The 26,856-nt window shown below is 73.2% G+C and carries 28 protein-coding genes and 3 tRNA genes; 4 read left to right on the forward strand and 27 right to left on the reverse strand.

The features are described 5' to 3' along the window. The 18 genes from BJ989_RS00005 to BJ989_RS00090 form a co-directional block, all read right to left on the reverse strand. Positions 1–323 (reverse strand): hypothetical protein (locus BJ989_RS00005; protein WP_218848637.1); only part of this gene is annotated, 323 nt, incomplete at its 3' end. Then, positions 284–1,567 carry an MCE family protein gene (locus BJ989_RS00010; RefSeq protein ID WP_179516475.1) on the reverse strand — a complete coding sequence of 428 codons (1,284 nt, stop codon included), beginning with the start codon at positions 1,565–1,567 and terminating at the stop codon, positions 284–286. The genes BJ989_RS00005 and BJ989_RS00010, both read right to left, overlap by 40 nt. Further along, positions 1,564–3,036 carry an MCE family protein gene (locus BJ989_RS00015; protein WP_179516476.1) on the reverse strand — a complete coding sequence of 491 codons (1,473 nt, stop codon included), beginning with the start codon at positions 3,034–3,036 and terminating at the stop codon, positions 1,564–1,566. The genes BJ989_RS00010 and BJ989_RS00015 overlap by 4 nt, the downstream gene beginning before the upstream one ends. Continuing rightward, positions 3,033–4,199 (reverse strand): MCE family protein, encoded by a 1,167-nt coding sequence (locus BJ989_RS00020; protein WP_179516477.1) that lies wholly within the window; start codon positions 4,197–4,199, stop codon positions 3,033–3,035. Before BJ989_RS00020 ends, BJ989_RS00015 begins: the two co-directional genes overlap by 4 nt. Before the next feature lies 1 nt (position 4,200). After that, positions 4,201–5,169, reverse strand: a complete 969-nt coding sequence (locus BJ989_RS00025; RefSeq protein ID WP_179516478.1) for an MCE family protein — start codon at positions 5,167–5,169, stop codon at positions 4,201–4,203. Next, a complete protein-coding gene (locus BJ989_RS00030; RefSeq protein WP_179516479.1) occupies positions 5,166–6,215 on the reverse strand; it encodes an MCE family protein in 1,050 nt (349 codons plus the stop codon). The genes BJ989_RS00025 and BJ989_RS00030 overlap by 4 nt, the downstream gene beginning before the upstream one ends. After that, positions 6,212–7,504, reverse strand: a complete 1,293-nt coding sequence (locus BJ989_RS00035; protein WP_179516480.1) for an MCE family protein — start codon at positions 7,502–7,504, stop codon at positions 6,212–6,214. The genes BJ989_RS00030 and BJ989_RS00035 overlap by 4 nt, the downstream gene beginning before the upstream one ends. A gap of 7 nt (positions 7,505–7,511) precedes the next feature. Further along, entirely contained in the window at positions 7,512–8,339 is an 828-nt protein-coding gene (locus tag BJ989_RS00040; protein WP_179516481.1) for an MlaE family ABC transporter permease, read from the reverse strand. A gap of 4 nt (positions 8,340–8,343) precedes the next feature. Then, on the reverse strand, positions 8,344–9,129 hold the full coding sequence (locus BJ989_RS00045) for an ABC transporter permease (protein WP_179516482.1): 786 nt from the start codon (positions 9,127–9,129) through the stop codon (positions 8,344–8,346). 7 nt (positions 9,130–9,136) lie between these two features. Next, entirely contained in the window at positions 9,137–10,093 is a 957-nt protein-coding gene (locus BJ989_RS00050; protein WP_179516483.1) for an ABC transporter ATP-binding protein, read from the reverse strand. Positions 10,094–10,446: 353 nt separating this feature from the next. Further along, a complete protein-coding gene (gene rplL / locus BJ989_RS00055) occupies positions 10,447–10,836 on the reverse strand; it encodes a 50S ribosomal protein L7/L12 (protein WP_179516484.1) in 390 nt (129 codons plus the stop codon). A 75-nt stretch (positions 10,837–10,911) separates the two neighbouring features. Next, the gene (rplJ, locus tag BJ989_RS00060) at positions 10,912–11,562 is read right to left on the reverse strand and encodes a 50S ribosomal protein L10 (RefSeq protein WP_179516485.1); all 651 of its coding nucleotides are present in this window, start codon (positions 11,560–11,562) and stop codon (positions 10,912–10,914) included. A gap of 207 nt (positions 11,563–11,769) precedes the next feature. After that, positions 11,770–12,936 (reverse strand): TRM11 family SAM-dependent methyltransferase, encoded by a 1,167-nt coding sequence (locus BJ989_RS00065; RefSeq protein WP_179516486.1) that lies wholly within the window; start codon positions 12,934–12,936, stop codon positions 11,770–11,772. Positions 12,937–12,950: 14 nt separating this feature from the next. Beyond that, entirely contained in the window at positions 12,951–13,664 is a 714-nt protein-coding gene (rplA, locus tag BJ989_RS00070; protein ID WP_179516487.1) for a 50S ribosomal protein L1, read from the reverse strand. A 92-nt stretch (positions 13,665–13,756) separates the two neighbouring features. Continuing rightward, positions 13,757–14,185 (reverse strand): 50S ribosomal protein L11, encoded by a 429-nt coding sequence (rplK, locus tag BJ989_RS00075; RefSeq protein ID WP_179516488.1) that lies wholly within the window; start codon positions 14,183–14,185, stop codon positions 13,757–13,759. 72 nt (positions 14,186–14,257) lie between these two features. Continuing rightward, positions 14,258–15,142, reverse strand: coding sequence for a transcription termination/antitermination protein NusG (gene nusG, locus BJ989_RS00080; RefSeq protein ID WP_179516489.1), 885 nt, complete (start codon positions 15,140–15,142; stop codon positions 14,258–14,260). Between the two features lie 87 nt (positions 15,143–15,229). Then, positions 15,230–15,466: a preprotein translocase subunit SecE gene (gene secE / locus BJ989_RS00085; RefSeq protein ID WP_179516490.1), complete on the reverse strand. Its 237-nt coding sequence runs from the start codon at positions 15,464–15,466 to the stop codon at positions 15,230–15,232. A 69-nt stretch (positions 15,467–15,535) separates the two neighbouring features. Continuing rightward, positions 15,536–15,608 (reverse strand) — tRNA-Trp (locus BJ989_RS00090). 153 nt (positions 15,609–15,761) lie between these two features. Between BJ989_RS00090 and BJ989_RS00095 the strand changes: the two genes are divergently transcribed. Both BJ989_RS00095 and BJ989_RS00100 read left to right on the forward strand, forming a co-directional pair. Beyond that, positions 15,762–17,009, forward strand: a complete 1,248-nt coding sequence (locus BJ989_RS00095) for a pyridoxal phosphate-dependent aminotransferase (protein WP_179516491.1) — start codon at positions 15,762–15,764, stop codon at positions 17,007–17,009. Positions 17,010–17,029: 20 nt separating this feature from the next. Beyond that, positions 17,030–18,046 (forward strand): adenosine deaminase, encoded by a 1,017-nt coding sequence (locus BJ989_RS00100; RefSeq protein ID WP_179516492.1) that lies wholly within the window; start codon positions 17,030–17,032, stop codon positions 18,044–18,046. 28 nt (positions 18,047–18,074) lie between these two features. Here the strand turns inward: BJ989_RS00100 and BJ989_RS00105 are convergent, their stop codons facing one another. The 8 genes from BJ989_RS00105 to BJ989_RS00140 form a co-directional block, all read right to left on the reverse strand. Beyond that, positions 18,075–19,157: a UDP-N-acetylmuramate dehydrogenase gene (locus BJ989_RS00105; protein WP_179516493.1), complete on the reverse strand. Its 1,083-nt coding sequence runs from the start codon at positions 19,155–19,157 to the stop codon at positions 18,075–18,077. Beyond that, complete coding sequence (locus BJ989_RS00110) at positions 19,150–19,551, reverse strand: MaoC/PaaZ C-terminal domain-containing protein (RefSeq protein WP_179516494.1); 402 nt, start codon at positions 19,549–19,551, stop codon at positions 19,150–19,152. The genes BJ989_RS00105 and BJ989_RS00110 overlap by 8 nt, the downstream gene beginning before the upstream one ends. Beyond that, on the reverse strand, positions 19,548–19,958 hold the full coding sequence (locus tag BJ989_RS00115) for an FAS1-like dehydratase domain-containing protein (protein WP_179516495.1): 411 nt from the start codon (positions 19,956–19,958) through the stop codon (positions 19,548–19,550). The genes BJ989_RS00110 and BJ989_RS00115 overlap by 4 nt, the downstream gene beginning before the upstream one ends. A gap of 88 nt (positions 19,959–20,046) precedes the next feature. Beyond that, positions 20,047–20,217 carry a 50S ribosomal protein L33 gene (rpmG, locus tag BJ989_RS00120; RefSeq protein WP_179516496.1) on the reverse strand — a complete coding sequence of 57 codons (171 nt, stop codon included), beginning with the start codon at positions 20,215–20,217 and terminating at the stop codon, positions 20,047–20,049. A 54-nt stretch (positions 20,218–20,271) separates the two neighbouring features. Further along, positions 20,272–20,348 (reverse strand) — tRNA-Met (locus BJ989_RS00125). Between the two features lie 50 nt (positions 20,349–20,398). Next, a tRNA-Thr gene (locus BJ989_RS00130) sits at positions 20,399–20,471 on the reverse strand. A 71-nt stretch (positions 20,472–20,542) separates the two neighbouring features. Beyond that, a complete protein-coding gene (locus BJ989_RS00135; RefSeq protein ID WP_179516497.1) occupies positions 20,543–21,961 on the reverse strand; it encodes an amidase in 1,419 nt (472 codons plus the stop codon). After that, positions 21,958–23,136, reverse strand: a complete 1,179-nt coding sequence (locus BJ989_RS00140; protein ID WP_179516498.1) for an ROK family transcriptional regulator — start codon at positions 23,134–23,136, stop codon at positions 21,958–21,960. Before BJ989_RS00140 ends, BJ989_RS00135 begins: the two co-directional genes overlap by 4 nt. A gap of 112 nt (positions 23,137–23,248) precedes the next feature. Between BJ989_RS00140 and edd the strand changes: the two genes are divergently transcribed. Together edd and eda are read left to right on the forward strand one after the other, a co-directional pair. Then, positions 23,249–25,153, forward strand: a complete 1,905-nt coding sequence (edd, locus tag BJ989_RS00145) for a phosphogluconate dehydratase (RefSeq protein WP_179516499.1) — start codon at positions 23,249–23,251, stop codon at positions 25,151–25,153. Further along, positions 25,146–25,775, forward strand: a complete 630-nt coding sequence (gene eda, locus BJ989_RS00150) for a bifunctional 4-hydroxy-2-oxoglutarate aldolase/2-dehydro-3-deoxy-phosphogluconate aldolase (RefSeq protein ID WP_179516500.1) — start codon at positions 25,146–25,148, stop codon at positions 25,773–25,775. Before edd ends, eda begins: the two co-directional genes overlap by 8 nt. 19 nt (positions 25,776–25,794) lie before the next feature. Here eda and BJ989_RS00155 read toward each other — a convergent pair whose 3' ends face one another. Beyond that, positions 25,795–26,856 carry a pirin family protein gene (locus BJ989_RS00155; protein ID WP_343048943.1) on the reverse strand — a complete coding sequence of 354 codons (1,062 nt, stop codon included), beginning with the start codon at positions 26,854–26,856 and terminating at the stop codon, positions 25,795–25,797.

Below are 26,856 nucleotides of genomic sequence, written 5' to 3' on the forward strand. Positions count from 1 at the left end.
TGGGCCTCGAACTCGGCGGTCGCCTTGTCGGTGAGCACCTCGGCGACCTGCTCGCGGAACTGCGGCATCTGCTCGCCCTCGAGGAGGTCGGGCCCGAAGGTGCCGATGCGCAGCAGGAACTGCTCGGCCTGCGCCATCACGCGGTCGCGCTGGGCCTGCACGTCGTCGGCTCGGCCACGGCGCTCCCAGAGCACCACGCCGAGCGCGACGACGCCCGCGAGGAGGGCGAGCGCGAGGACGCCGGTGAGGACCCGGCGCGCGCGGGCGCCCCGCGGTCCGCCGGTCAGCGGCCGCTCTCGGTCATCGGCTGGAGGAACAGCCACTTCCAGGACTCCTTCCCGAGGCTCCGGGGGGCGAGGCTACCGGCGGACCGGTCCTGCGCCGCCTCGGCACCCCAGGTGAAGGAGCCGGTGGTGCGGTCGTAGCTGCCGACCACGCTGGCCGGGTCGTAGGAGGCCGCCGCCCGCGGGGCGTTCTGCGCGCCGCGCGCGTTGGTGACCGAGGCCGGCTCGGTGCAGCGCGCGCGCTCGTTCATCGCGCGGTTGCCGCGGTCGTCGGGAGTGCGTCGGTCGGTGCTCTCGTAGCCCTGGGTGCACAGCGGCGCCTCGGTGAGGATGAGGCCGAAGTGGGCGTCGTAGAGGCCCTGCGGGTTCTTGTCGACGACGGTGTAGCCGCCCTCGACGACGTAGGGGTAGAGCACCAGCAGCTGCTGGATGCCGTCGAGGCGGCGCACGACCACCTCGCCCGTGGTGACCAGGTTGTCGATCAGCCCGGCGAGGTCGACCTCGTTCTGCTGCAGGAAGGTGCGGACCTCGGTGACCGACGCGCCGCCGGTGTCGATGAGGCGGCGCAGGTCGCGGTCGCTGGCGCGCAGCGTGCCGGTGAACAGCGACAGGTCGCGGGCGAAGGTGCGCAGCGCGCTCGCGGAGGCGACCTGGCCCTTGAGCACGACGTTGCTGTCCTCGAGCAGCGCCGTGGTGACGTCGAAGTTGTCGTTGGCGGTCTCGATGAAGGAGTTGCCGGTGTCGATGATCTGCTGCAGCGCCTGCCCGGTGCCCTCGAAGGCGGTGCCGAGCTCGAGGATCGTCGTGCGCAGCGACTCCTGGTCGACCGAGGTGACGGTGTTGGACAGGTTGGTCAGCAGCTGGGTCGTCGAGATCGGCACCGCGGTGTCGTCCTCGGCGATCTCGGAATCGTCCTCGAGGTAGGGCCCGTCGTCGGAGCGCGGCTGCAGCTCGACGTACTGCTCACCCACGGCCGAGCGGTTGCCCACGAGGGCGACCGCGTCGGCGGGGATCTCGTCGTTGTCCTCCTCGATGCGCAGGTGCACGTCGACGCCCTCGTCGGTGAGCACGAGCCGCTCGACGTCGCCGACGCCCACGCCGCGGTAGGTGACCTCGGCGCCCGCGAAGATGCCGCCGGCCTCGTCGAAGTGGGCGACCACGGTGTAGGTGCGGTCGACCACGAGCCGGTCGAGCTGGGCGTAGCGCGCACCGACGTAGCTCACGCCGAGCAGCGTGATGATCGCGAAGACCAGCAGCTGGACCTTCGTGCGACGGGTGATCACTGGGTCACCATCCCGGGGACGAGGAGGCGGACGAGGTCGGGGTCGTACGACGCCAGGCCGGTCGGCGCCGCCGTGCGGGCGGCCTGGCCGTCGGCGCCGAACGGGGCGGAGCGGAAGAGGCCGAGCAGGCCGCCCCCACCGCTCGCGCTGCCGCCCGAGCTCGACGAGCCGCCCAACCCGGGCAGCGGCAGGCCCGGCAGGCCGGGCACCTCCGGCAGCGGCAGGCCGCCGCCACCCCCGCCACCACCACCGCAGTTCGGCAGCATCGGGAAGGCCTTGCACAGCGAGCCCGTGACGGCACCGGTGAGGGCGCCCAGGCAGGCCGCGGGGTCCTGCGACTGCAGGCACTTCTGCACGGCGTTGAGCGCGCCCTGGCAGAGGCTCTCGAGGTCGATGGGCAGGCCCTCGCGGATCTCGGCCGGCAGCTCCTCGAGGCGCACGCACTCGTCGGGCAGGCCCGGCGGGTTCGCGAGCAGGTCGTCGAGCTTCAGGTCGAGGTCGATGGCGAGGTTGGTGTAGTCGCCCATGTGCAGGTTGCGGGCGACCTGCGGGTCGCGGCCGACCACCTCGTCGACGAAGGGGTAGGTCAGGAAGACCTGGAAGGCCTTGGCGAAGTCGTCACCGGCATTCGCGAGCTGGGTCAGCACCGGGTCGAGCGAGCGCAGCGAGGCGATGGTGTCGGCCTTGGTGCGCTGGATGACCCGCACCCCGATGTCGCCGAGGCGGTTGAGCGACTCGAGCATCTTCACCAGGTCGGCGCGCTGGGAGTCGATCGACGCGATCGCGCTGGGCAGCTCGTCGAGGGCAGCGTCGATCGTGCCCTGCTCCTGCTGGATGCTGCGGGCCAGCGCGTCGATCGACTCGATCGCGTCGACGATCTCGGTCTTGCGGTCGTCGAGCTGACCGGTGAAGCCCTCGAGCTGGCGCAGCACCGAGCGCACGGAGCCCTCGCGGCCCTCGAGCGCGTTGGCGAGCTCGACGTTGATGGTCTTCAGCTGCGCGACGCCGCCGCCGTTGAGCACGAGGCTGAGCGCACCGAAGACCTCCTCGATCTCAGGGTTGCGGCCCGTGCGCGAGAGCGGGATGACCGCCCCGGTCTCGAGCGGCTCGGCGCTCGCGCCGGCCTCGGGGGCGGCGAGCTCGACGAACTTCTCGCCGAGCAGGCTGGTCTGGCGGATCTTGGCGACCGCGTTGGCGGGCAGGTCGGTGCCCTCGCGGACCTCGAGCACGACCTCTGCGGTGTAGCCGTCGAGGCGCACGTCGCGGACCATGCCGACGCTGACGTCGTTGACCTTGACCGTCGACTGGGGCACCAGGTCGAGGACGTCGGTGAACTGCACCGTCACCTCGATGGGCTCGTCGCCGACGTCGGCCCCACCGGGCAGCGGCAGGTCGTAGACGGAGAACTCGCACGCGCTCAGCGCGAGCGCGCCGACCAGCGTGAGCAGGACTGCCTTCAGGCGGTTCACGACGAGGCCTCCACCAGGCCGAGCAGGGACAGGTCGAAGCGGTCCTGGGCGGGCGCGGTCGCGCCTCCCTGACCGAAGGCCGCCGAGCGGTTGCGGCCCAGCGCTCCCCGCAGCGCGTCGCACACGCCCTCGGCGCCCTGCACCTGCCCGAGCTGCGTGCAGAGGTAGAGCGTGGGGTCCTGCTGCAGCTGCTGGAACAGGAACCCGGCGTTCGAGCGGGTGTCGAGCGTGCCGGCCTGCGGGTTGTAGGTGAGGCCGAGGTTGTTGAGCGCCGTGGGCGCCACCTTGAGGATCTCGTCGACCGCGTCGCGCTGGCGCACCAGGATCTGGGTGACCCGTCGCAGGCCCTTGATGTCGCGCCCGAGCACGGCCCGGTTGTCGGCGACGAAGCGCTTGACCTCCGCGAGGGCGGTGCCGAGGTTGCTCAACGAGGCGGCGAGCTCCTGCCGCTCGTCGGCCAGGAGGGTGGAGACCTGCGCCAGCGACTGGTTGAACTCGCGGACGGTGGTGTCGTTCTCGGCGAGGGTCTCGACGAACTGGCCGAGCTGGCGCGTGGCGCCGAAGAGCTCCTCCTTGTTGTCCTCGAGTGTCGCCGAGAGGTCGGAGAAGTCGTTGATGGTCTGGTTGAAGGCCTCACCCTGACCGGCGAACTGCTCCGCGGTCTGCACGAGGAGGTCGGACAGCGCCCCCTCTTTGTTGGCCCCGTCGGGACCGAGCGCGACGTTGAGGTCGTCGAGGCTGGCGTAGATCTGGTCGAGCTCGACCGGCACGCCCGTCTGCTCCACGCCGATCTCGGCGTCGTCCGCGAGGACCGCTCCCCCGTCGTAGGCGGGGGCCAGCTGGACGTAGCGGTCGCCGACGATGCTCGGCGCCACGATCAGCGCCTGGGCGTCGGCGGGCACCTCGACGTCGGCGTCGTAGACCATCTCGACCTCGACCTCGGTGCCGGCGGGCGTCACCCGGACGACCTCGCCGACCGGGACGCCGAGGACGCGCACGTCGGAGCCCTCGTAGACCGAGATGGCGCGCGGGAAGAGCGCGGTGACCGTCTTGCGGTCGTCGCCGCCGATCAGCGTCAGCCCGGCGGCCACGACGAGCGCGAGCACCACCAGCGGCACCAGCAGGCGCGGCAGCGAGCCCACGACGGAGGAAGGAGTCGCCATGTCAGCCACCAGCCTGCGGGACGGATGCGGGGAAGTTCTGGATGAAGGTGTCGAACCACGGCCCGGTGCCGAGCGTGTTGGCGAACACCCGGTAGAAGGGCGCCATCAGCCGCAGGCTGTCGTCGAGGTTGTCCTCGTTCTTCAGCAGCAGCTGCACGACGCCCTCGAGCTCCTGCAGCGCCGGCTTGAGGTCGGCGCGGCTCTGGCGGACCAGCGCAGTGAGCTCGGTCGACATCCGCGTCGTCGAGACCAGCAGGCGGCGCACCACCTCGCGACGCTCGACCAGCGCGCGGAAGAGGACGTCGGCGTCCTCCATCAGCCCGATGATGTCCTGGTCGCGCTCGTCGAGCACGCGGGAGACGTCGGTGAGGCTCTCCAGCAGCGACCCGATCTGGTCGTCCTTGGCGGCAAGGTTCTGCGAGAGCCGCGACAGCCCGCTGAGCGCGCCGCGGAACTCCTCGGGGCTGTTGCGCCCCAGGTCGGCGAGTGTGGTCAGCGACGCCGCGAGCTGGTCGGTGTCGATGCGGCCCGCGGTGTCGGCGAGGCCCTCGAAGGCCTGCACCACGTCGTAGGGCGAACTGGTGCGCTCGACGGGGATCTCCGTGCCCTCCTCGAGCCGGCCCTCCCCGCGGGGCTCGACGGCGAGGAACATGTCGCCGAGCAGCGTCTTGACCTTGATGGCCGCCCCCGTCTCGGTGCCGAGGTCGGCCGGCTCCTCGACGCGGAACTCGACCTTGACCTCGCCCTCCTCGAGCTCGATGCCCTGCACCGTGCCGACGCGCACGCCGGCGAGGCGCACCTCGTCGTTGACCTTGAGGCCGCCCGCCTCGGAGAAGGCGGCGTAGTAGGTGTCGCCGCCGCCGATCAGCGGCAGGTCGTCGGCGCGGAACGCCGCGGCCAGCAGGCCGACCAGCACGACGATGCTGACGAGCCCGATGATGACCGGGTTGCGCTCACGGAACGGTCTCATCCGAGGTCACACCTCTCGGGGGCGCGGGTGCCGGGGACGGGGTAGCGGATCGTGCCGAGGTCCTGACCGGCGAGCGACACGTCGGCGCGGAACTGGCACAGGAAGAAGTTGAAGTAGGAGCCGTAGATCGCCGTGCGCCCGATCTTCTCGAGCTTGATCGGCAGCACCTGCATGGCCCGGTCGAGCTCGGCCTTGTTGGCCGGCTCGTTGAGGTTGCCGGCGAAGCGGCGCAGCTCACGGACGTCCTCGACGAAGGGCTCGCGGATGCCGTCCACCAGGTCGGCGGTCTCGACCGAGAGCGCGCTGATCTGGTCGAGCGAGCCCAGGATCGCCTCGCGGTCGTCCTTCAGGCCCCCGACGAGCTGACGGAAGTTGATGATCAGCCGCGACAGCTCGTCGTCGCGGTCGCTGATGCGCGTCAGCACGTCGTCGAGGTTGGTGATGAGGCTGCTGATGACCTCGTCGCGGTCGGCGAGCGTGTCGGTGAGCGAGGCGGTGTTGGCCAGCAGGCTCTCGACCGTGCCGCCCTCGCCCTGGAAGACCTGGACGATCTCGTAGGACAACCGGTTGACGTCGGCCGGCGACAGCGCCTGGAAGAGCGGCTTGAAGCCGTTGAAGAGCACCGTCAGGTCCAGCGCCGGGGCCGTGCGCTCGACCGGGATGGTCGCGCCGGCCTCGAGCTCGGCGGCGTCGCCGATGCCGTCGGTCAGCGAGATGTAGCGCTGGCCCACGAGGTTGCGGTAGCGCACCGTCGCGTTGGTCGCGCCGGTGACCGGCGTCCCCTCCGCGACGCTGAAGGTGAGCACCGCGCGGTCGCCGCGCAGCTCGATCTCCTCGACCGTGCCCACCTTGACGCCCGCGACGCGCACGTCGTCGCCCTCCACGACGCCGGTCACGTCGGTGAAGACGGCGCGGAAGGGACGGGACTCGCCGAAGGTGATGTTGCCGATGAGGATGACCAGCAGCGAGGTCGCCAGCGTGGTCGTGACGATGAAGACGAGCAGCCGCGTGGCGTCGGCAGCGGTCTTCTGGTCCAGCAGCTTCATCGCACCGACACCTCCGCACCTCGGGCCATGGGTCCGACGAGGAGCACGCCGAGGTCGGGCACCTCGTCCTCGCCCACGCCCAGGACGGGCGCGAGCAGCGTCTTCAGCAGGCCGGCCTCGGCGAGGCTGCCGACGTACTGGCCGGGGTCGACGACAGGCGTCCCGTCGGCCGCGAAGCCGGGGGCGACGCGAGTCGTGCCCTTGCCGGTCGGCTCGTCGACGCCGTCGTCGAAGGCCGGCTGGTCGAAGGGGTTCTGCTGGTTGAACGGCGGGTTGGGCAGCGTGCCGCAGTAGGGCCCGCGGTCCTCGCCGTAGCGCGGCTTGTCGCGCTCGAAGTAGCGCCGCGGCTGGTTCGGGATCAGCTCGAGGTTGATGTGCAGGGTGTAGCCGCGGAAGGCCTGCGCCTGCCGGGCACCCGCCCCCACGATGCCGGTCGCCAGGCACGGGAACTCCGGGGCGTAGCGCGCGAGCGTGCGCAGCTGGGGCACGCTCACCTCGCCGACGCGCACCAGCCGGGACTCGTTGCGGGTGAGGAAGCCGCGGGTGAAGTCGGAGAAGGCGGACACGTCGGTGAACAGCGCGCGCAGCTTGGCCTCGCGGCCCTCGAGCGTGCCGGTCGTGACGATCTGGTCACGCAGGATCTGCGCCACCTCGGGGAGGATGTCGCGGTAGACGTCGGAGGTGCGCGCGGTGAGCGCCAGGTCGTCGACGAAGAGCGGGATCTGCGGGTTGACCTTGCGCAGGTAGCCGTCGAGGGTCTCGAGGTTCTCGCCGAGCAGCTCGCCGCGACCCTCCAGCGCGGTCGAGACCGCGTTGAGGGTGTTGTTGAGCTGGATCGGCTGGACCGTCTGCAGCAGGGGGTAGAGGTCGGCGAGCACCTTCTCGACCTCGATGGAGACCTCGGTCTGGGTGATGCGGTCGCCGGGCTCGATCGGGCTGCTGCTGGCGTCCTCGGGCACCTGCAGCGACACGAACTTCTCGCCGAACAGCGTCTTGGGCAGGATCCGAGCGGTGACGTCGGCGGGGATGATCTCGCGCCGCTCGGGGAAGAGGCCGAGCGTGAGCTCGGCGTTGCCCTCGTCGTCGAGCGCCCGGCGCTCGATGACCTCGCCCACGATGACGCCGCGGATCTTCACGTCGGCGCGCTCGGGCAGCTGCAGGCCGATCTTGGAGGTCTGGAGGGTCACCTCGTCGTAGTCGGTGAACTGCTTGGTGAAGACGGCGTAGGTCAAGTAGACCGACGCCACCAGCATCGCCACGAACACGGTGCCCAGCACCCGGAACTTCATCGCAGCCTCACCCGGCCAGTCGAACGGTCGTGTTGGCGCCCCAGATGGCCATCGACAGCAGCAGGTCGACGACGTTGATCGCGACGATGCTGGTGCGCACCGCCCGACCCACGGCCACACCCACGCCGGCGGGGCCTCCGGAGGCGTTGTAGCCGTGGTAGCAGTGGATCAGGATGACCGTCACCGCGAAGACCAGGACCTTGCCGAAGGACCACAGGACGTCCTCCGGTGGCAGGAACCGGTTGAAGTAGTAGTCGTAGGTGCCCGCGCTCTGGCCGTAGAACTGCGTGACGATCAGCCGGCTGGCGAAGTAGGACGACAGCAGCCCCACGACGTAGAGCGGGATGATCGCGATCAGGCCGCCGACCACGCGGGTGGCGACCAGGAACGGCATCGAGGGGATCGCCATCACCTCGAGGGCGTCGACCTCCTCGGAGATGCGCATCGCGCCGAGCTGGGCGGTGAAGCCGCAGCCGACCGTCGCGGCCAAGGCGATGCCCGCCACGAGGGGGGCGATCTCGCGGGTGTTGAAGTAGGCCGAGACGAAGCCGGCGAAGGGCGCCGTGCCGATCTGGTCGAGCGCGGCGTAGCCGGACAGTCCGACCTGGGCACCGGTGAAGAAGGTCATGCCGATGATGACGCCGACGGTGCCGCCGATGACCGCGAGCGCACCGGAGCCGAGGGCGACCTCGGCCAGGATGCGCAGGATCTCCTTGGGGTAGCGGGTGACCGAGCGCGGGACGGCGCGGAGCACGCCGATGTAGAAGGAGAGCTGGCCACCCAGGGTCCCGAGGGACTCCAGGGGGCGGGCGGCGGTGGAGCGCAGGGAGGCCATCGGATCAGCCTGTCTTCGGGGGGACGATCTGGAGGTAGATCGTGCTCAGGACGAAGTTGACGACGAAGAGCAGCAGGAAGGTGATGACCACCGACTGGTTCACCGCGTCGCCCACGCCCTTCGGGCCGCCGCCGGCGTTCATCCCCATGTAGCAGGCGACGATCGCGGCGATGAAGCCGAAGACGAGGGCCTTGACCAGGCCGATCCACAGGTCGGGCAGCTGGGCCAGCGCGGTGAAGCTGGCGAGGTAGGCGCCCGGGGTGCCGTCCTGCAGCACGACGTTGAAGACGTAGCCGCCGGCCACGCCGACGACGGTGACCAGGCCGTTGAGGAAGAACGCCACCAGCATGCAGGCGAGCACGCGGGGCACGACCAGGCGCTGGATCGGGTCGATGCCCAGCACCATCATGGCGTCGAGCTCTTCACGGATCTTGCGCGCGCCGAGGTCGGCGGCGATGGCCGAGCCGCCCGCGCCCGCGATCAGCAGCGCGGTCGCGATCGGGCCGGCCTGCTGGACGACCGCGAGCACCGAGGCCGAGCCGGTGAACGACTGGGCGCCGAACTGCTTGATCAGGCCGCCGACCTGCAGCGCGATGACCGCGCCGAAGGGGATGGCGACGAGCGCGGTCGGCACGATGGTCACCGAGGCGATGAACCAGGCCTGCTGCAGGAACTCCCGCAGCTGGAAGGGGCGGCGGAACAGCGCACGGCCGACGTCGAGGCCGAACGCGAACAGCTTGCCCGTGGTCCCGAGGGGCTTGAGCGCCCGGGACGAGGTGATCGTGGCCACTGGTGTCTCAGACCCCCGGGGCCACGCCGGCGTTGACGGACTCGAAGGAGCCCGGCGGCGGGGTGACGCCGTTCTCGCGGCACCAGGCGCCCGGCTCGCGCTGCGAGCGGCGCGGGATGCCGTTGGAGGGCTCGAGCTGCATCGGGATCGGCGGCAGCGGCGGCAGCTCCTGACCCGACTCGGCGGCGAGCTCGTCGGCGTCCTTCTCCTCCGACATGCCGATCGGGCCGACGCGCTGGGCGTTGAGGAACTGGCGCACCACCGGCTCCTCCGAGCTCAGCAGCATCTCGCGGGGCCCGAACATCGCCAGGTGCCGGTGGTAGAGCAGCCCGATGTTGTCCGGCACCGTGCGCGCGGTGTTGATGTCGTGGGTGACGATCAGGAAGGTGGCGTCGATCTGCGCGTTGAGGTCGACGATCAGCTGGTTGAGGAACGCGGTGCGCACCGGGTCGAGACCGGAGTCGGGCTCGTCGAACAGCACGATCTCGGGGTCGAGCACCAGCGCGCGGGCCAGGCCCGCGCGCTTGCGCATGCCGCCGGAGATCTCGCCGGGGAGCTTGTCCTCGGCGCCGATGAGGCCGACGAGGTCCATCTTCTCCATGACGATGTCGCGGACCTCGGACTCCGACTTCTTCGTGTGCTCGCGCAGCGGGAAGGCGACGTTGTCGTAGAGGTTCATCGAGCCGAACATCGCGCCGTCCTGGAACAGCACGCCGAAGAGCTTGCGGATCTCGTAGAGGTCCTTCTCAGAGCACGACGCGATGTCGGTGCCCTCGATGATCACCGAGCCCCGGTCGGGCTTGAGCAGGCCGATGAGCGTCTTCAGCAGCACCGACTTGCCGGTGCCCGACGGCCCGAGCATCACGCAGATCTCGCCCGCGGGGACGGTCAGCGACACGTCGCCCCAGATGAGCTGCTTGCCGAAGGACTTCGTCAGACCCTCGATCTTGATCTCCACGCCCATGGCGCTGCCTCCCTCTCGTCGGCCGGCGGCCTCGTGCCTCGTGCTGCGGCCACCTGGCCGACCCCGTGCTCCGACGGGGACAACGTGTCGTACGCCGCAAAGTTACGGCCCCGACGTGGTGCCCGTCACCGGATCTCCCCACATCCGGTGGCGGCGTGACCGATTCGTTGCACCGCCTGCGCCGCTCCGGCGCACACCTGTGCTACTCGTCGGTACGAGCCGGTCCAGACCATAACCCACGTCACACCCGCGCGGGGCCTGGTCGACAGCATGCGAGAGGGCGGGCACCCCGGTGGGGTGCCCGCCCTCGCGACGGGTGCTGCGGTGCGCGAGCCGTCAGGCCGCGCGGGAGGTCACTTGAGGGTGACGGTGGCGCCGGCGCCCTCGAGGGACTCCTTGGCCTTCTCCGCGGCCTCCTTGGTCGCCTTCTCCAGGACGACCTTGGGGGCACCCTCGACGAGCTCCTTGGCCTCCTTCAGGCCGAGGGAGGTCAGGGCGCGCACCTCCTTGATGACGTTGATCTTCTTGTCGCCGGCCGACTCGAGGACGACGTCGAACTCGTCCTGCTCGGCGGCGGCCTCGCCACCACCGGCACCGCCGGCGGCCGGGGCGGCGGCCACGGCGACGGGGGCGGCGGCGGTCACGCCGAAGGTGTCCTCGAACTGCTTCACGAACTCGGAGAGCTCGATCAGGGTCATCTCCTTGAAGGCGTCAAGGAGCTCGTCGGTGCTGAGCTTCGCCATGGTGGCAAACCTTTCGTTCGGTGGGCCCGCCGTGCGGCAGGTCCGGGGGGTGACAGGTGGTGGTGGACCGGGGCCTCAGGCCTCGGTGGACTCGGCGGCCTCGTCGGCAGCCGGGGCGTCCTCGGCAGTCGCGTCGGCGTCGGCCGAGGTGTCCTCGGCTGCGGCCTCGGCGGGAGCCGGCGTGCCAGCACCACCTGCGAGGATCGAGGGGTCCTGCTCGGCCTTGGCCTGCAGCGCACCCGCGAGACGGGCGGCCTGGGCGATCGGCGCGTTGAGCAGGTAGACGGCCTGGGAGAGCGAGGCGAGCATCGCGCCCGCCAGCTTGCCCAGGAGCACCTCGCGCGACTCGAGGTCCGCCAGCTTGGCGATCTCCGAGGCGTCGAGGTTGTTGCCGTCGAGGTAGCCGCCCTTGACGATCAGGGCGGGGTGGGCCTTGGCGAAGTCACGCAGCCCCTTCGCGGCCTCGACCACGTCGCCGTTGATGAAGGCGATGGCGGTCGGGCCCGCGAGGAGCTCGTCGAAGCCCTCGATGCCGACCTTGGAGGCGGCGATCTTGGCCAGCGTGTTCTTGACCACGGCGTAGTGGGCGTTCTCGCCGAGGGAGCGGCGCAGGTCCTGCAGCTCCTTCACGGTGAGACCGCGGTAGTCGGTCAGCACGGCGCCGGCCGAGGCGTTGAAGGACTCAACGATCTCCTCGACGGCGGCGGTCTTCTCCGGCCGCGCCATGTGGTCTCCTTCCGTCCTGCGGTGGTGGAGACCCTCGGGCGGCCCAGGAACGACGAACGCCCTGTGCGCAGGCACAGGGCGTGGTGACCGCGGGGCGGTCGGGCTCTGACACCTGCGCTGGCCGTCCACGTGGGTGGAACCTTCGGCCGGGTCCACCTCGCGGTGGGGCCCGGACGACCGGCGGTCTCCGGTTGACGAGGAGTGATGCTACGGGTGCGGCGGGTGCGCGTCCAAATCGGGACCGGACGGGCCGGGAGCGGTGCCGGGCAGCCGGGCGACGACCACGTCGCGCTCGATCGCCTGGCCGACGCGGTGGCGCAGCGCGCGCCACGGCCCGTCGTCGAGCGGCTCGAGCCCGGCGGCCGCCAGCACGCCGACGAGCTCCTCGCGCGGGGCCACGTGGGTGTTCCAGGCGATCCCGACCGCTCCCCCGGGCCGCAGCAGCCGCAGCCAGCCGGGGAGCGCCTCGCGCACCAGCTCCAGCGGGCTGCGGTGCAGCGCGCCGCCGCGGGCGTGCGATCCGTGCTGCACGCCGTACGGCGCGTCGGTGACGACCGCGTCGAAGGAGCGGTCGGCGTAGAGGTCGGCCGCGAGGAGCGTGTCGGCGTGGCAGACCCGCAGCGTGAGCCGGTCGCCCGCCTTCCACGCGTCCTTGTCGAGGGCGAGCTCGACGTCGAGGCGCCGGCCCACCGCGCGGCCGCCGCGGCGCAGGGGCACCACGTCGGCGGTGTGCTTGAGGCGCTTGCGGCGCAGCCAGGTCTTCACGAAGGCGACCTGCGCGTCGACGTCTTTGCCGTCCACCTCGATGCCGGCGGCGTGGTGGCCGCGCAGCAGCGCGGTCGACAGCGTGGTGCCGCGTCCGCTCATCGGGTCGAGCACGCGCAGCCCGCCGCGGTGCGAGCGCGGACCGGCGGCCGAGGCCCACAGCGTGACGTTGAGCAGCAGGGCCGTGAAGGTCTCGTTGGTCTTGCCGGTGTACTTCGGGATGGTCACCAGGTCGTCGTCGAGGACGTGCGCGGGCGGCAGCGCCACCGGGGCCAGCAGCGGCGCGTCGTCACCGCCGGTGACCTCGAAGAGGGCGTACGCCGCGGAGAGCTGTGCCAGGTGCGCGAGCAGCCGGACGTCGGGCGCGGGCGCCGACCAGGTGAGGTAGGGGATACCTCCGACCTCGCGCACGGCGAGGTCCGCGAGCACCCCGCCGAGCACGCACCGGTCGAGCACGCCCAGCTCGGCGGCGAGGAGGCCGGGCGCGTCCGCGTCGTAGACCCGGTTGGCCGAGGGGCGCACGAGCAGCGCCCACCGGCGCGGTGTCGTGGACGCGGTCGAGGGCCCGGCCGCAGCAGCGACCGGGCCCTCGACGGCAGACGTGCCCACGGGCGGGGGGAGGCTCAGGCCTCGTCCTCGACCGCGACGTTCTTGGTGCGGTTGGGGTCGACCTGGACGCCGGGGCCCATGGTCGTGGAGACCGTCACCTTCTTGATGTAGCGGCCCTTGGAGCTGGCGGGCTTGAGCCGCAGCACCTCCTCGAGCGCGGCGGCGTAGTTCTCCGCCAGCTGGGTCTCGCCGAAGGACGCCTTGCCGATGATGAAGTGCAGGTTGGCGTGGCGGTCGACGCGGAACTCGATCTTGCCGCCCTTGATGTCCGTCACGGCCTTGGCCGGGTCGGGGGTGACCGTGCCGGTCTTGGGGTTCGGCATGAGGCCGCGGGGGCCGAGCACGCGGCCGAGGCGGCCGACCTTGCCCATGAGGTCGGGCGTGGCGACCACGGCGTCGAAGTCGAGGTAGCCGCCGGCGACCTTCTCGATCAGCTCGTCGCCACCGACCTCGTCGGCACCGGCGTCGAGCGCGGCCTGGGCCTTGTCGCCGACGGCGAAGACGAGGACCTTGGCGGTCTTGCCGGTGCCGTGGGGCAGGTTGACCGTGCCGCGGACCATCTGGTCGGCCTTGCGGGGGTCGACGCCGAGGCGCATGACGACGTCGACGGTCTCGTCGAACTTGGTCTTGCTGCCGGCCTTGGCGATCTTGATCGCGGACAGCGGGGCGTGGAGCTCGTCCTTGTCGAACGTTGCGGCCGCTGCGCGGTAGTTCTTGCTGCGCTGCATGTCTGGGTCTCTTCTCTTCCAGGTGTGGTCAGGTGAGCCAGCGCGGCTCTGCCACAGGGGTGTGAGGGCTCGGTCTCCTGCGCCGGGTGGCGTCAGTCGACGGTGACGCCCATGGAGCGGGCGGTGCCCTCGACGATCTTCATCGCGGCCTCGACGTCGTTGGCGTTGAGGTCGGGGAGCTTGGTCGTCGCGATCTCGCGGACCTGGTCCTTCGTCAGCTTGCCGACCTTCTCCTTGTGCGGGACGCCGGAGCCCTTCTGCAGGCCGGCGGCCTTCTTGATCAGCTCGGCCGCGGGCGGCGTCTTGGTGACGAAGGTGAAGGAGCGGTCCTCGTAGATGGTGATCTCGACGGGGATCACGTTGCCGCGCATGGACTCGGTCTGCGCGTTGTAGGCCTTGCAGAAGTCCATGATGTTGACGCCGTGCGGACCGAGCGCGGTGCCGACGGGCGGCGCCGGCGTCGCGGCACCGGCCTGCAGCTGCACCTTAACGAGCGCTGCGATCTTCTTCTTGGGAGGCATTGCCTGGTTCCTGTTCTCTCGTGGTCATGACGAGGGCGAGTGCCCTCTGCCACCGGGTGCTGCTGGTGAGCCTCAGACCCGCTGGATCTGGTTGAAGCTCAGCTCGACCGGGGTCTCCCGGCCGAAGATCTCGACGAGGGCCTTGACCCTCTGGGACTCGGCGTTGATCTCGGTGATGGTCGCGTGCAGCGTGGCGAACGGACCGTCGATGACCATGACGGAGTCGGAGACGTCGAAGTCGGCGACCTCGACGGGCTTGCGGGCCGTCGTCGCACCGCCGCCGGAGCCGTCGCCCGCGGCGACCGCCTCCTTCTCGGCCGCCGCCACGACGACCGGGGCCAGCCAGTTCTCGACCTCGCTGAGGGTCAGCGGGACCGGCTGGTGGCTGTGGCCGACGAACGAGGTGACCGACGGGGTGTTGCGGACCGCGGCCCACGACTCGTCGGTGAGGTCCATGCGGACCAGCACGTAGGCGGGGAAGCGGGTGCGGTTGACGGTCTTGCGCTGACCGTTCTTGATCTCCGCGACGTCCTCGGTGGGGACGACCACCTCGTAGATGTAGTCCTCCATGTTGAGCGACACGATGCGGTTCTCGAGGTTGGCCTTGACCCGCTTCTCCATGCCGGCGTAGGTGTGCACGACGTACCAGTCGCCGGGCTTGGCCCACAGCTCGCGCCGGAAGGCCTCGAGCGGGTCGTCGTCGTCGGCCTCGGCCGCGTCGACGGCGTCCTCGACGGTCTCGCCAGCGGCGTCGTCGAGCTCGGCGTCGGTGCCGTCGGTGCCGAGCGCCTCGTCGGTGCCGTCGAGGTCGTCGGCGGCACCGGCGAACGGCTCGGCCTGCTCGTCGACGTCGTCGCCCGCGGCCTCGACGGCGTCGGCGGTCGCGACGGCGTCCTCGAGGGTCGCCTCGGGCTCGTCGGTGTGGTCGGTCTGCTCCGGCACGTGCTGCTCCGTCACTTCGGTGTCCTGTCTGTGGTCGTGCCGGTCGCGGCGCCGCCGGTCCTGGCGGGCGCCGACCCGGTCACCACCCGGTCGATGCTCGGGTCACTGCCCCGCGGTGAAGATCTCGAAGACCAGCTGGCCGAAACCGAGGTCGAGTCCGGCGACGATCGCCATCATCACGACCACGAAGACCATCACCACGATGAAGTAGGTGACGAGCTGCTCGCGGGTCGGGTAGACGACCTTGCGCAGCTCGGCGACGACCTGCTTGTAGAAGGTCACCGGACCCGTGCGGTCGTCCTTCTCCTGCGAACCCCGCACGGCGCCGCTGTCCGCCACGCTGTCCACCTCACGTCTGGTCGTCTGTCTCGGGTGGGCCGCGGTCGCGGCCGGCCTGCGTCTTCCCTGCAGGGCACGAGGGACTTGAACCCCCAACCTTCGGTTTTGGAGACCGATGCTCTGCCAGTTGAGCTAGTGCCCTCCGGTGCGCCTCGCTCCCGCGGCGACCTGCCCGAGGGCATGGCGCAGCGTGGGGACGAGACCACCAGCGGGAAGCATACGGGTGGCCCGCGGCCGCGTCCAAACCGCTCGCCGCCCCCGGAGGCGGGGCGCGGCGGCCCCTACGATGGCCGCCATGAGCGCAGCCACGCCCACCGACGGCCCGTCCGCCCCCTCCCCCGCCGGCGCGGCGGCGCCGCGCGTCTCCGCGCGCGTCGGCGGCATCGCCGAGTCGGCGACGCTCAAGGTGGACGCCAAGGCCAAGGCGCTCAAGGCCGAGGGGCGCCCCGTCATCGGCTTCGGCGCGGGCGAGCCGGACTTCCCGACCCCCGACTACGTCGTCGAGGCGGCGGTCGAGGCGTGCCGCGACCCGAAGAACCACCGCTACACCCCTGCCGGCGGCCTGCCCGAGCTCAAGAAGGCGATCGCCGAGAAGACCCGTCGCGACAGCGGCGTCGAGGTGGACCCCGCCCAGGTGCTCGTGACCAACGGCGGCAAGCAGGCGATCTACGAGGCCTTCGCAGCGCTCCTCGACCCGGGCGACGAGGTGGTGGTCCCGGCGCCGTACTGGACGACGTACCCCGAGGCGATCCGGCTCGCCGGCGGCGTGCCCGTCGAGGTGCTCGCCGACGAGACCCAGGACTACAAGGTCACCGTCGAGCAGCTCGAGGCCGCGCGCACCGAGCGCACCAAGGTGCTGCTCTTCGTCTCCCCCTCCAACCCGACCGGCGCCGTCTACACCGCCGACGAGGTGCGGGCGGTCGGCGCGTGGGCCCTCGAGCACGGGCTGTGGGTGCTGACCGACGAGATCTACGAGCACCTCGTCTACGACGGCGTCGAGACCGGCTCGATCCTCGCGCTGTGCCCCGACCTCGCGGACCGCTGCGTGGTCGTCAACGGCGTCGCCAAGACCTACGCCATGACCGGCTGGCGGGTGGGCTGGCTCATCGGACCGGCCGACGTGGTGAAGGCGGCCGGCAACCTGCAGTCGCACGCGACCTCCAACGTCGCCAACGTCTCGCAGCGCGCGGCCCTCGCCGCCGTGGCGGGCGACCTCACCGCGGTCGACGAGATGAAGGTCGCCTTCGACCGGCGCCGCCGCACCATCACCGCGATGCTCAACGAGGTCGACGGCATCGTCTGCCCCGAGCCCAAGGGCGCCTTCTACGCCTACCCGTCGGTCAAGGGGCTGCTCGGCCGCGAGCACCACGGGCGGCGCGTCGAGACCTCGGCCGAGCTCGCCGAGCTGATCCTGGAGGAGGCCGAGGTGGCGGTCGTGCCGGGCGAGGCGTTCGGCTCGCCGGGCTACCTGCGGCTGTCCTACGCGCTGGGCGACGACGACCTGGTCGAGGGCGTCTCGCGCATCCAGCGGCTCTTCGCCTGAGCGGCGAGGCGGGCAGGCCGGTGCGCGACCTGCACGCGCTGCCGAAGGCGCACCTGCACCTGCACTTCACCGGCTCGATGCGGCACGCCACGCTGCTCGAGCTGGCCGAGCGCGACGGCGTGGCGCTGCCCGACTCGCTGGTCGAGGACTGGCCGCCGCGGCTCTCCGCCGCCGACGAGAAGGGCTGGTTCCGCTTCCAGCGGCTCTACGACGTCGCGCGGTCGGTGCTGCGCACCGAGGACGACGTGCGCCGCCTCGTGCGCGAGGCGGCCGAGGACGACGTCGCCGACGGGGGGCGGTGGCTGGAGATCCAGGTCGACCCGAGCGGCTACGCCGCGCGCTTCGGCGGCATCACGGCCTTCACCGACCTCGTGCTCGACTGCGTGCGCGACGCCTCGCAGCGCACCGGGCTGGGCATCGCCCTGGTCGTCGCCGCCAACCGCACCCGCCACCCGCTCGACGCCCGCACGCTCGCACGCCTGGCCGCGCAGTACGCCGACCGCGGCATCGTGGGCTTCGGGCTGTCCAACGACGAGCGGCGCGGGACGACCGCCGACTTCGCGCCCGCCTTCGTCATCGCGCGGCGCGCCGGCCTGCTCCTCGTGCCGCACGGCGGCGAGCTGCGCGGGGCCGACCACGTCGTCACCTGCGTCGAGCGGCTGCACGCCGACCGCCTCGGCCACGGGGTGCGCTCCGCCGAGGACCCCGACGTGCTGCGCCGGGTGGTCGACGCGGGCGTGGCCCTCGAGGTCTGCCCGACCTCCAACGTCTCGCTCGGCGTCTTCTCCGACCTGTCCTCGGTGCCGTTGCCGACGCTGCTCGAGGCGGGCGCCACCGTCGCGCTCGGGGCCGACGACCCGTTGCTCTTCGGCTCCCGCCTCGCGGGGCAGTACGCCACCATGCGCGCGGCGCACGACCTCGACGACGCCACCCTGGCCCGGCTGGCCCGGATGTCCTTCGCCGCTTCCCGCGCCCCCGCCGACCTGCGGGCCCGCGCCGAGGCGGACATCGACGCCTGGCTGGCGGCGCCCGCCTGACGGCAGCGGGGCCGCTGATGCGTCCCCGCTACAGCTCGCAGCCGACGAGCACGGGCTCGTGCTCGAGGCGGACGCCGAATCGGGCCTCGACGCCGTCGCGGACCTCGCGCGCCAGCGCCAGCAGGTCGGCGGTGCTGGCCTCGCCGCGGTTGGTGAGGGCCAGGGTGTGCTTCGTCGACAGCGTGGCGCGGGCCGAGCCGCCGGCGACGGCGTGGCCCTTCGCGAAGCCGGCGCGGTCGATGAGCCAGGCGGCGCTGGTCTTGACCCGGCCGTCGGGCTGGGGGAAGCGCGGCGCGTCGGGTGGGAGCCGGTCGGCGTCGGCGGGCGCGAGCACGGGGTTGGTGAAGAACGAGCCGGCGCTCCAGGTGTCGGGGTCGGCGTCGTCGAGCACCATGCCCTTGCCGCGGCGCAGGCCGAGCACGGCCTCCCGCACCTCGGCGAGAGGGGCGCGACCCCCCGGGTCGACCCCCAGTGTGCGGGCCAGCTCGGCGTAGCGCACGGGGGTCGACAGCGTGCCGCGGGCGAGCTGGAAGACCACCTCGAGCACCACCCAGCGCCCCGGCTCCCGCTTGAAGCGGCTGTCGCGGTAGCCGAAGCCGCAGTCCGCGGCGGCGAGCGTGCGCACGCGGCGCTCGACGCGGTCGTAGGCACGCACGCGCGCCACGGTGTCGGCCACCTCCTGGCCGTAGGCACCGACGTTCTGCACCGGGGTCGAGCCGACCGCGCCCGGGATGCCGGAGAGCGCCTCGATCCCCACCCAGCCCTCGTCGACGGCGCGCGCGACGAAGGGGTCCCAGGGCTCGCCGGCCGCGACGCTCACGAGCACCCCGCCGCAGGTCGGGCCGGGCTCGACGTCCGCTCCGTCCTCGGTGTCGGCGCGCACCCCGCGGGTCGCGACGCGCACGACCGTGCCCGGGAAGCCCTCGTCGGCCACGACCAGGTTGCTGCCGCCCGAGACGAGCAGCAGGGGCTCGCCTGCCGCGTCGGCGGCGGCCACCGCCGCGAGCAGCTCCGCCTCGGTCGTCGCCGCCACGAAGCGGCCCACGGGCCCGCCGAGGCGCAGCGTCGTGAGGTCGCGCAGCGCGACGGGGACCCCGGCGCCGTCAGGCACGGACGACCGCCGTGGGTCGCCCGAGCACCTTCTGCCCACCGCAGGTCACCTCGAGCGCGAGGCGGACCAGGCCGTCGTCGACCGAGGTGACCGTGGCCGCCACGACGACCTCGACCCCGGTGTCGTCGTCGGGCACGACCACGGGTGCGGTGAACTTCGAGCCGAGCTCGACGACCTCGGCGCCGTCGGTCCACTCGGACACGGCCTGCGCCGCGAGGCCCAGGGTGAGCATGCCGTGGGCGATCACGCCGGGCAGGCCGACCGCGGTGGCGACGCGGTCGGACCAGTGGATCGGGTTGCGGTCGCCGCTGGCCCCGGCGTAGCGGACCAGGTCGGCACGGGTCACCGCGAAGGTGCGCGGCGCCAGCACGTCGCCGGCTGCCAGGCCGCTCACGCGGACGCCTCCTCGCCGCGGTGCACGAGCGTGGCGCTCGCGGTGCACACCAGCGCGCCCGCGGCGTCGGTGACCTCGCTGCGGGTGCCGACGACGTCGTTGCCCCCGATGGTGCGCAGGCTCGCGACCGTGAGCACCGCGCTCAGCTCGTCGCCGGGCCGCACGGGCCGAGCGTAGGCGAAGCGCTGCTCCCCGTGCACGATCCGGTGCAGCGCGACCTGCTCGGCGTCGAGGAACTCCTGCATCGCGGCGAAGGCGAGCACGATCGGGAAGGTCGGCGGCACCGGGGCGCCCGGGGCCCAGGACCCGCCGGTCGCGGCGGCGAACTCGGCGACCCGCTCGGCGGTCACGAGGTAGGGCGCGGTCGGCGGGTAGGTGGCGCCGACCAGCGACGCGTCGAGGGCCATGGTCACCAGCCTACGAGGGAGCCGGCACGCGACGAGGGCCGCACCCCGGCTGGGGTGCGGCCCTCGTCGACGTCGCGGGCGACCGGCGTCAGCGGGTCTCGCGGTGGTCGGTGTGGGTGCGGCAACGCGGGCAGAACTTCTTGAGGTCCATGCGGTCGGGGTCGTTGCGGCGGTTCTTCTTGGTGATGTAGTTGCGCTCCTTGCAGACCGTGCACGCGAGCGTGATCTTGGGGCGAACGTCAGAGCTCTTGCTGGCCACGGAGAAGTCCTTGTCGTCGGTGCTGTCCGGGGTCGTCCCGGGAGGGTCAGGTCGTGGTAGCGGGGGCGGGACTCGAACCCGCGACACCACGATTATGAGCCGTGTGCTCTAACCACCTGAGCTACCCCGCCAACTGAGAGGATCCCGCCGGTCCGGTGAGGCCCGGCGGGATCCGACCCAGAGCCCCTTTACGGAATCGAACCGTAGACCTTCTCCTTACCATGGAGACGCTCTGCCGACTGAGCTAAAGGGGCAACGAGCGAGAACGATACACAGTGCTCGGCGGAGCACGAAATCGGGTCGGCAGCCCCGTCGGGGCGGCCCGTCAGCCGCCCGCGGGCACCCCCTGGATCCGCTCGAACGGCACCGCCTCCTCGAGCTCGAGGGCCAGCTCCAGCAGCACCGCCTCGCGACCCGGGGCGGCCGAGAACATCATCCCCACCGGCAGGCCCGAGGCCGACCGCGCGAGCGGCAGCGACACCGCCGGGTCGCCCGAGGCGTTCTGCCACGGGGTGAACGCGACCCACGCCTGCAGCCGGTCGAGCAGGGCGTCGTAGCCCAGAGCGGGGTCGAGGTGGCCCAGGCGCGGCGTCTCAGCGGCCAGCGTCGGCGAGAGCACGACGTCGTGGCGGGCGAAGACCTCCGCGCTGCGCTGCCGCGTGGCCGCGAGCCGCCGCACCGCGCCGGGCAGGCGGTGGGCGTGGCGCCGTGCGTGGCGGGCGAGCCCCAGGGTGAGCGCGTCGAGCCGGTCGCGGTCGAAGCCGCGCCCGAAGGCGACCGGGCCGGTGCGCACCGTCACCGCGGCCAGGAACGCCCAGTAGAGGACGAAGTCGTCGGCGAAGGACGACGGGGCAGGCGGCGGCACCTCCTCGACGGCGTGGCCCAGCGACTCCAGCAGGTCGGCAGTGGCGAGGGTGTGCGCCCGCACGGTGGCGTCGGCGGCGCGACCGGCGACCGACTCGGTGACGACGGCGACGCGCAGCCGCGCCCTGCCGGGACGGCGCACGTCGCCCACGGGCGGCAGGGACAGGTCGCGGTAGACCTTCTCCGCCTCGCGCAGGAACGCCGCCGTGTCCCGGACGCTGCGGGTCACGACCCCGTCGCTGACGATGCGCACGGGCATCCGCCGGTAGGTGGCGTCCTGGGCCAGCCGCCCGCGGGTCGGCTTGAGGCCGACGAGGCCGTTGACGGCGGCGGGGATGCGGATGGAGCCGCCCCCGTCGTTGGCGTGGGCGAGCGGCACCGCACCGGCGGCGACGAGCGCGGCGGACCCGGCCGAGGAGGCCCCTGCGGTGTGCTCGACGTGCCAGGGGTTGCGCACCGGGCCGAGGCGGGCGTGCTCGGCCGAGGCGCTGAAGCCGAACTCCGAGAGCTGGCTCTTGCCCAGCGGCACCAGCCCGGTGGCGAGGAGCATCCGCGCGAGGTCGCCGTCGGCGCGCGCGGGACGGGCGGGCACAGCGTCGGTGCCGTGGCGCGTGGGCATCCCGGCGACGTCGACGTTGTCCTTGACCACGGTGGGGACCCCGGCGAAGAAGCCGCCCCGCGGGTCGCGGGCCTCGACGCGGGCGCGGTCGTAGGCGGTGTGGGCCAGCGCGCCGAGCGCGTCGGCGACGCTGGCGGTGCGTGCCACCGCGGCCTCCACCACCTCGGGCACCGAGACGCGTCCGGCCCGGAGCTCGGCCACCAGGCCGACGGCGTCGTGCTCGCCGAGGGCGTCGTCGCCGAAGGCGTGGAGGCGGGTCACCGCTGCACGGTAGCGGCCGACGCGGCCAGCCGGGCGTCGACCGCCGCGGGGTGCAGCACGTGGTCCAGCGCGAGGGCGGCGCACCCGACGACGCCGGCGCGGTCGCCGTGGCGGGCCGGCGCGATGCGCAGGTCGCGGGTCGCGAGGGCCGTGCCGCGGGCGTGGAGGCTCTCGCGCAGCCCGGCGGCGTAGGTGTCGAAGTCGGCCGCCATGTCGCCGCCGACCACGACCACCTCGGGGTTGAGCAGGTCGACGGCCACCGCGAGCACCTCGCCGAGCAGTCGTCCACCCTCCCGCAGCAGGCCGCGGGCCTCGGCGTCGCCGTCGAGCGCCAGGGCGACCAGGTCGCGCACGTGGGCCACCTCGCGCCCCGCAACGGCGAGCCGCTGCACGAGGGCCCAGCCGCCCGCGACCGCCTCGAGGCAGCCGGTGCGGCCGCAGCGGCAGGGCAGGCCCTCGGCGCTCGGGCTGCGGGTGTGGCCGAGCTCGCCCGCGGCGCCGCGGTGACCGCCGACCACCCGGCCCCCGGCCACGATGCCCAGCGCCAGGCCGGTCGAGGCCTTGACCACGAGCACGTCGCGCGGCTCGTCGGGGCGGCCGGTGCGCTCCGAGCGGGCGAGTGCGTCGGCGTCGCCGGCGACGAAGAGCGGCGCGCCGCCCGCGGCCGCACCCAGCGCCGGCCCGAGCGGGACCCCCGCCCACCCCCGCATGACGGGCGAGTCGAGGCTCGCCCCGGCCACCGGGTCCACCGCGCCCGGCAGGCTGACGCCGACCCCGAGCACGTCCGCCGGGTCGCGGCCGGCCTCCCCCAGCAGCCGGGTCAGCTCGGCGGCCACGGCGGGCAGCAGCTCGTGGGGACCCACCCCGAGGGCGTGCTCGCGCGAGGACGAGGCCAGCTCGCGCCCCGCCAGGTCGCACACCGCGAGCTGGCTGCGCGTGCGACCCAGCGCGCAGGCCAGCACGACGCCCGCCTCGTCGGCGAACGCCAGGCCGGTCGCCGGGCGCCCGCCCGTGGAGGCCAGCTCCTCGGAGCGGCGCACGAGGCCGGCGGCGAGGAGGGCGTCGAGGCGGTGGTTGACCGCGGTGCGGGAGAGCCCCGTGGCCCGGGCCAGGTCGGCGCGGGTCGAGGCACGGCCGGTGCGGAGGAGCTCGAGGAGCTCGCCGGGCGTGGCCATGACCGCGATCCAACCACGTCGGGCCCGGTTCCGAACCGGTTCCTCCCCACTTCCGTCTCAAGAATGCAGAAGTAGGTAGCCATGAGTCACAAGGGGGTCTAGCGTGGGCGGCATGAGTGCTCCCCGCCCCACCGGAACCCACCCCGTGGTCGCCGAGGTCACCGCGCGGCTGACGGCGCGCAGCGCCCCCGGGCGCGCGGCGTACCTCGCCAAGATCCGCGAGGCCGACCACCGCGGGCCCGCCCGCGGTCGCCTGGCCTGCGCGAACCTCGCCCACGGCTTCGCCGCCGCCGACGAGCCGGTCAAGGCCGGCCTGGCGACGAGCCGCAAGCCCAACGTCGCGATCGTGTCGGCCTACAACGACATGCTCTCCGCCCACCAGCCCTTCGAGACCTACCCCCGCACGCTGAAGCAGGCCGTGGTCCGCGCCGGCGGGCTCGCGCAGTTCGCGGGCGGCGTGCCCGCGATGTGCGACGGCATCACCCAGGGCCGGGCCGGCATGGAGCTGTCCCTCTACTCCCGCGACGTCATCGCCATGTCGACCGCGATCGCGCTGTCGCACGACATGTTCGACGCCGCGCTGATGCTCGGCGTGTGCGACAAGATCGTCCCGGGCCTGCTCATCGGCGCGCTCTCCTTCGGTCACCTGCCGACGGTCTTCGTGCCCGCGGGGCCGATGACCTCCGGGCTGCCGAACGCCGAGAAGGCCGCCGTGCGTCAGCGGTACGCCGAGGGGCGGGCCACCCGCGAGGAGCTGCTCGCGGCCGAGGCGGCGTCCTACCACGGCAAGGGCACCTGCACCTTCTACGGCACCGCCAACTCCAACCAGCTGCTGATGGAGGTGCTCGGCCTGCACCTGCCGGGCTCCTCCTTCGTCAACCCCGGCACCCCGCTGCGCGAGGCCCTGACCCGCGAGGCCGGTCGCCGCGTCGTCGAGATCACCCGCGCGGGCGGCGAGCCGACGCCGATCGGCGAGGTGGTCGACGAGAAGGCCGTGGTCAACGCCTGCGTCGCGCTGCTGGCCACCGGTGGGTCGACCAACCACACCGTCCACCTCGTCGCCATCGCCCGCGCCGCGGGGATCACCCTCACGTGGGACGACCTCTCCGACCTCTCCGCCGTGGTGCCGCTGCTGACGCGGATGTACCCCAACGGCACCGCCGACGTGAACCACTTCCACGCCGCCGGCGGGATGGCCTTCCTCGTCCACACGCTGCTCAAGGCGGGGCTGCTCCACGACGACGTGCAGACCGTGGTCGGGCGCGGTCTGTGGCGCTACACCACCGAGGCCCGCCTCGACGGCGACGCCGTCGTCCGCGAGGAGGGGCCCAAGGCCTCGGCCGACACCGCCGTGCTGCGCGGCGCCGACGCCCCCTTCGCTCCCGACGGCGGCCTGCGGATGCTCGACGGCCCGCTGGGCCGCGCCGTCGTCAAGACCTCGGCGGTCGCGCCGGAGCACCGCGTCGTCAGCGCTCCGGCGCGCGTCTTCGACGACCAGGCCGACTTCCTCGCCGCCTTCGCGGCCGGCGAGCTCGACGGCCTCGACCTCGTCGCCTGCCTGCGCTACCAGGGCCCGGCGGCCAACGGCATGCCTGAGCTGCACAAGCTCACGCCTGCGCTCGGCGTGCTGCAGGACCGCGGCCAGCGCGTCGCGCTGGTGACCGACGGCCGCATGTCGGGGGCGTCGGGCAAGGTGCCGGCCGCCATCCACCTCACGCCGGAGGCCGCGCTCGGCGGCCCGCTGGCCCGGGTGCGCGACGGCGACCTCGTGACCCTCGACGCGGAGCGCGGCGAGCTGCTGCTGCACGTCGACCCCGCCGAGCTGGCCGCCCGCGAGCCCACCGGCCGCGCGCCGCAGGCCGAGGAGTGGGCCGGCACCGGCCGCGAGCTCTTCGCGGCCTTCCGCGCCACGGTCGGCGCCGCCGACGCCGGGGCCAGCGTCTTCCCGGCCCCCGCCACCGCGGCCCACCCCGTCACCACCGCGCCCACCCGAGAGGCCGCTCCCGCCCATGCCTGACGCTCCCGCCTCCCTGCTCGACGTCGTCCCCGTCGTGCCGGTCGTGGTGCTGCACGACGTCGCGCACGCCGTGCCGGTGGCTCGAGCCCTCGTCGACGGCGGCCTCCCGGCGATCGAGCTGACCCTGCGCACCCCGGTCGCCCTCGACGCGGTGCGCGCCATCGCCGCCGAGGTGCCCGAGGTGCTCCTGGGCGTCGGCACCGTGCTCACGCCGGCCCAGGCCGACCAGGCGGCCGCGGCCGGGGCGCACTTCCTGGTCTCCCCCGGCGCGACGCCCGCGCTGCTGGCCGGCATGCAGGCCACCGGGCTGCCCTTCCTCGCCGGCACCTCGACGGTCTCGGAGGTGCTGGCCGTGGCCGAGGCCGGCCTCACCGAGGCGAAGTTCTTCCCCGCGGAGGCCGCCGGCGGCACGGCGTACCTCCGGGCCCTGGCCGCGCCGGTCCCGGGCGTGCGCTTCTGCCCCACCGGCGGCATCACCGCGACCACCGCGCCGGACTACCTCGCGCTGCCCAACGTCGGCTGCGTCGGCGGCACCTGGCTCACCCCCGCCGACGCCCTCGAGGCCGGCGACTGGGGCCGCGTCGAGGAGCTCGCCCGCGCGGCGGCGGGGCTGCGGGGCTGACGCCCCGCGCCTGCCGGCGTCAGCGGCGCTCGCGCAGCCGCACCCGCGGCAGCGGCGGGGCCGGGATGGGCGGCAGGGGCTGCCCGGCCACCACGCCGAAGCGGCCCGGTCGCACCTGACGACCGTCGGGCACGACGGCGGGGTCGGCGGGGTCGCCGGGGTCGCCACCGGCGGCCACCTCGAGGCCGCCGGCGGCCTCGCGCGGCGGGTGCGCGCCGACCACCTCGTCGTCGGCGTCGGCCAGCACCTGCGCCTGCCACGCCTCGCGGGCGGCGACGACCTCCTCGTGGCTGCGTCCGACGAAGTTCCACCACATGACGATCGGCTCGCCGAAGGGCGGGCCGCCGAGGAGCAGCAGCCGCGCGGGGGCGTCGTGGGCCGTCAGGACCAGCGTGGTCGCCCCGGGCTCGGCGCAGGCGAGGGCGTGGGCGGGCACCCGCAGCTCGTCTCCCCCCTCGCCGAGGCGCAGGCCCACGTCACCGGTGTCGACGAGGACGCCGAGCTCGAAGGTCGGGTCGACGGCCAGGTCCACGCGCGCGCCCGGCTCGAGCAGCAGCTCGGCACCGAGCAGCGGGGTGGCGGTCGGCACCGGCGAGGTGGAGCCGGCCAACGAGCCCAGGAACACGCGCAGCTCCCACCCGTCGCCGCGCACCGGCTCCGGGCGGTGGTGGGCGAAGCCCGGCGCGCCGTCGCGGGCGCCCTCGGGCAGCGCCACCCAGAGCTGGGCGCCGTGCAGCACCGTGGTCTCGGGGGTGGAGACCTCGGAGTGGCTGATGCCGTGGCCGGCCGTCATCAGGTTGAGCTCGCCGGGGCGGACGAGGGCGTGGTGGCCCGCGGAGTCGCGGTGCTCGACCTCGCCGGTGAAGAGCCAGCTGACCGTCTGCAGGCCGGTGTGCGGGTGCGGGGCGACGACCATCCCGCCGGTGTCGGCGACGTCGTCGGGGCCGTAGTGGTCGAGGAAGCACCACGCGCCGAGCAGCGAGCGCGCGCGCTGGGGCAGGGTGCGGCGCACGGTCATGGCGCGCGGCCCGCCCAGCGGCACGTCGCGGGGGGTGACGACCTCGACGGCGGGAGTGCTCAC

The sequence above is a fragment of the Nocardioides perillae genome, from assembly GCF_013409425.1.
In the GTDB taxonomy this organism is placed as follows: domain Bacteria; phylum Actinomycetota; class Actinomycetes; order Propionibacteriales; family Nocardioidaceae; genus Nocardioides; species Nocardioides perillae.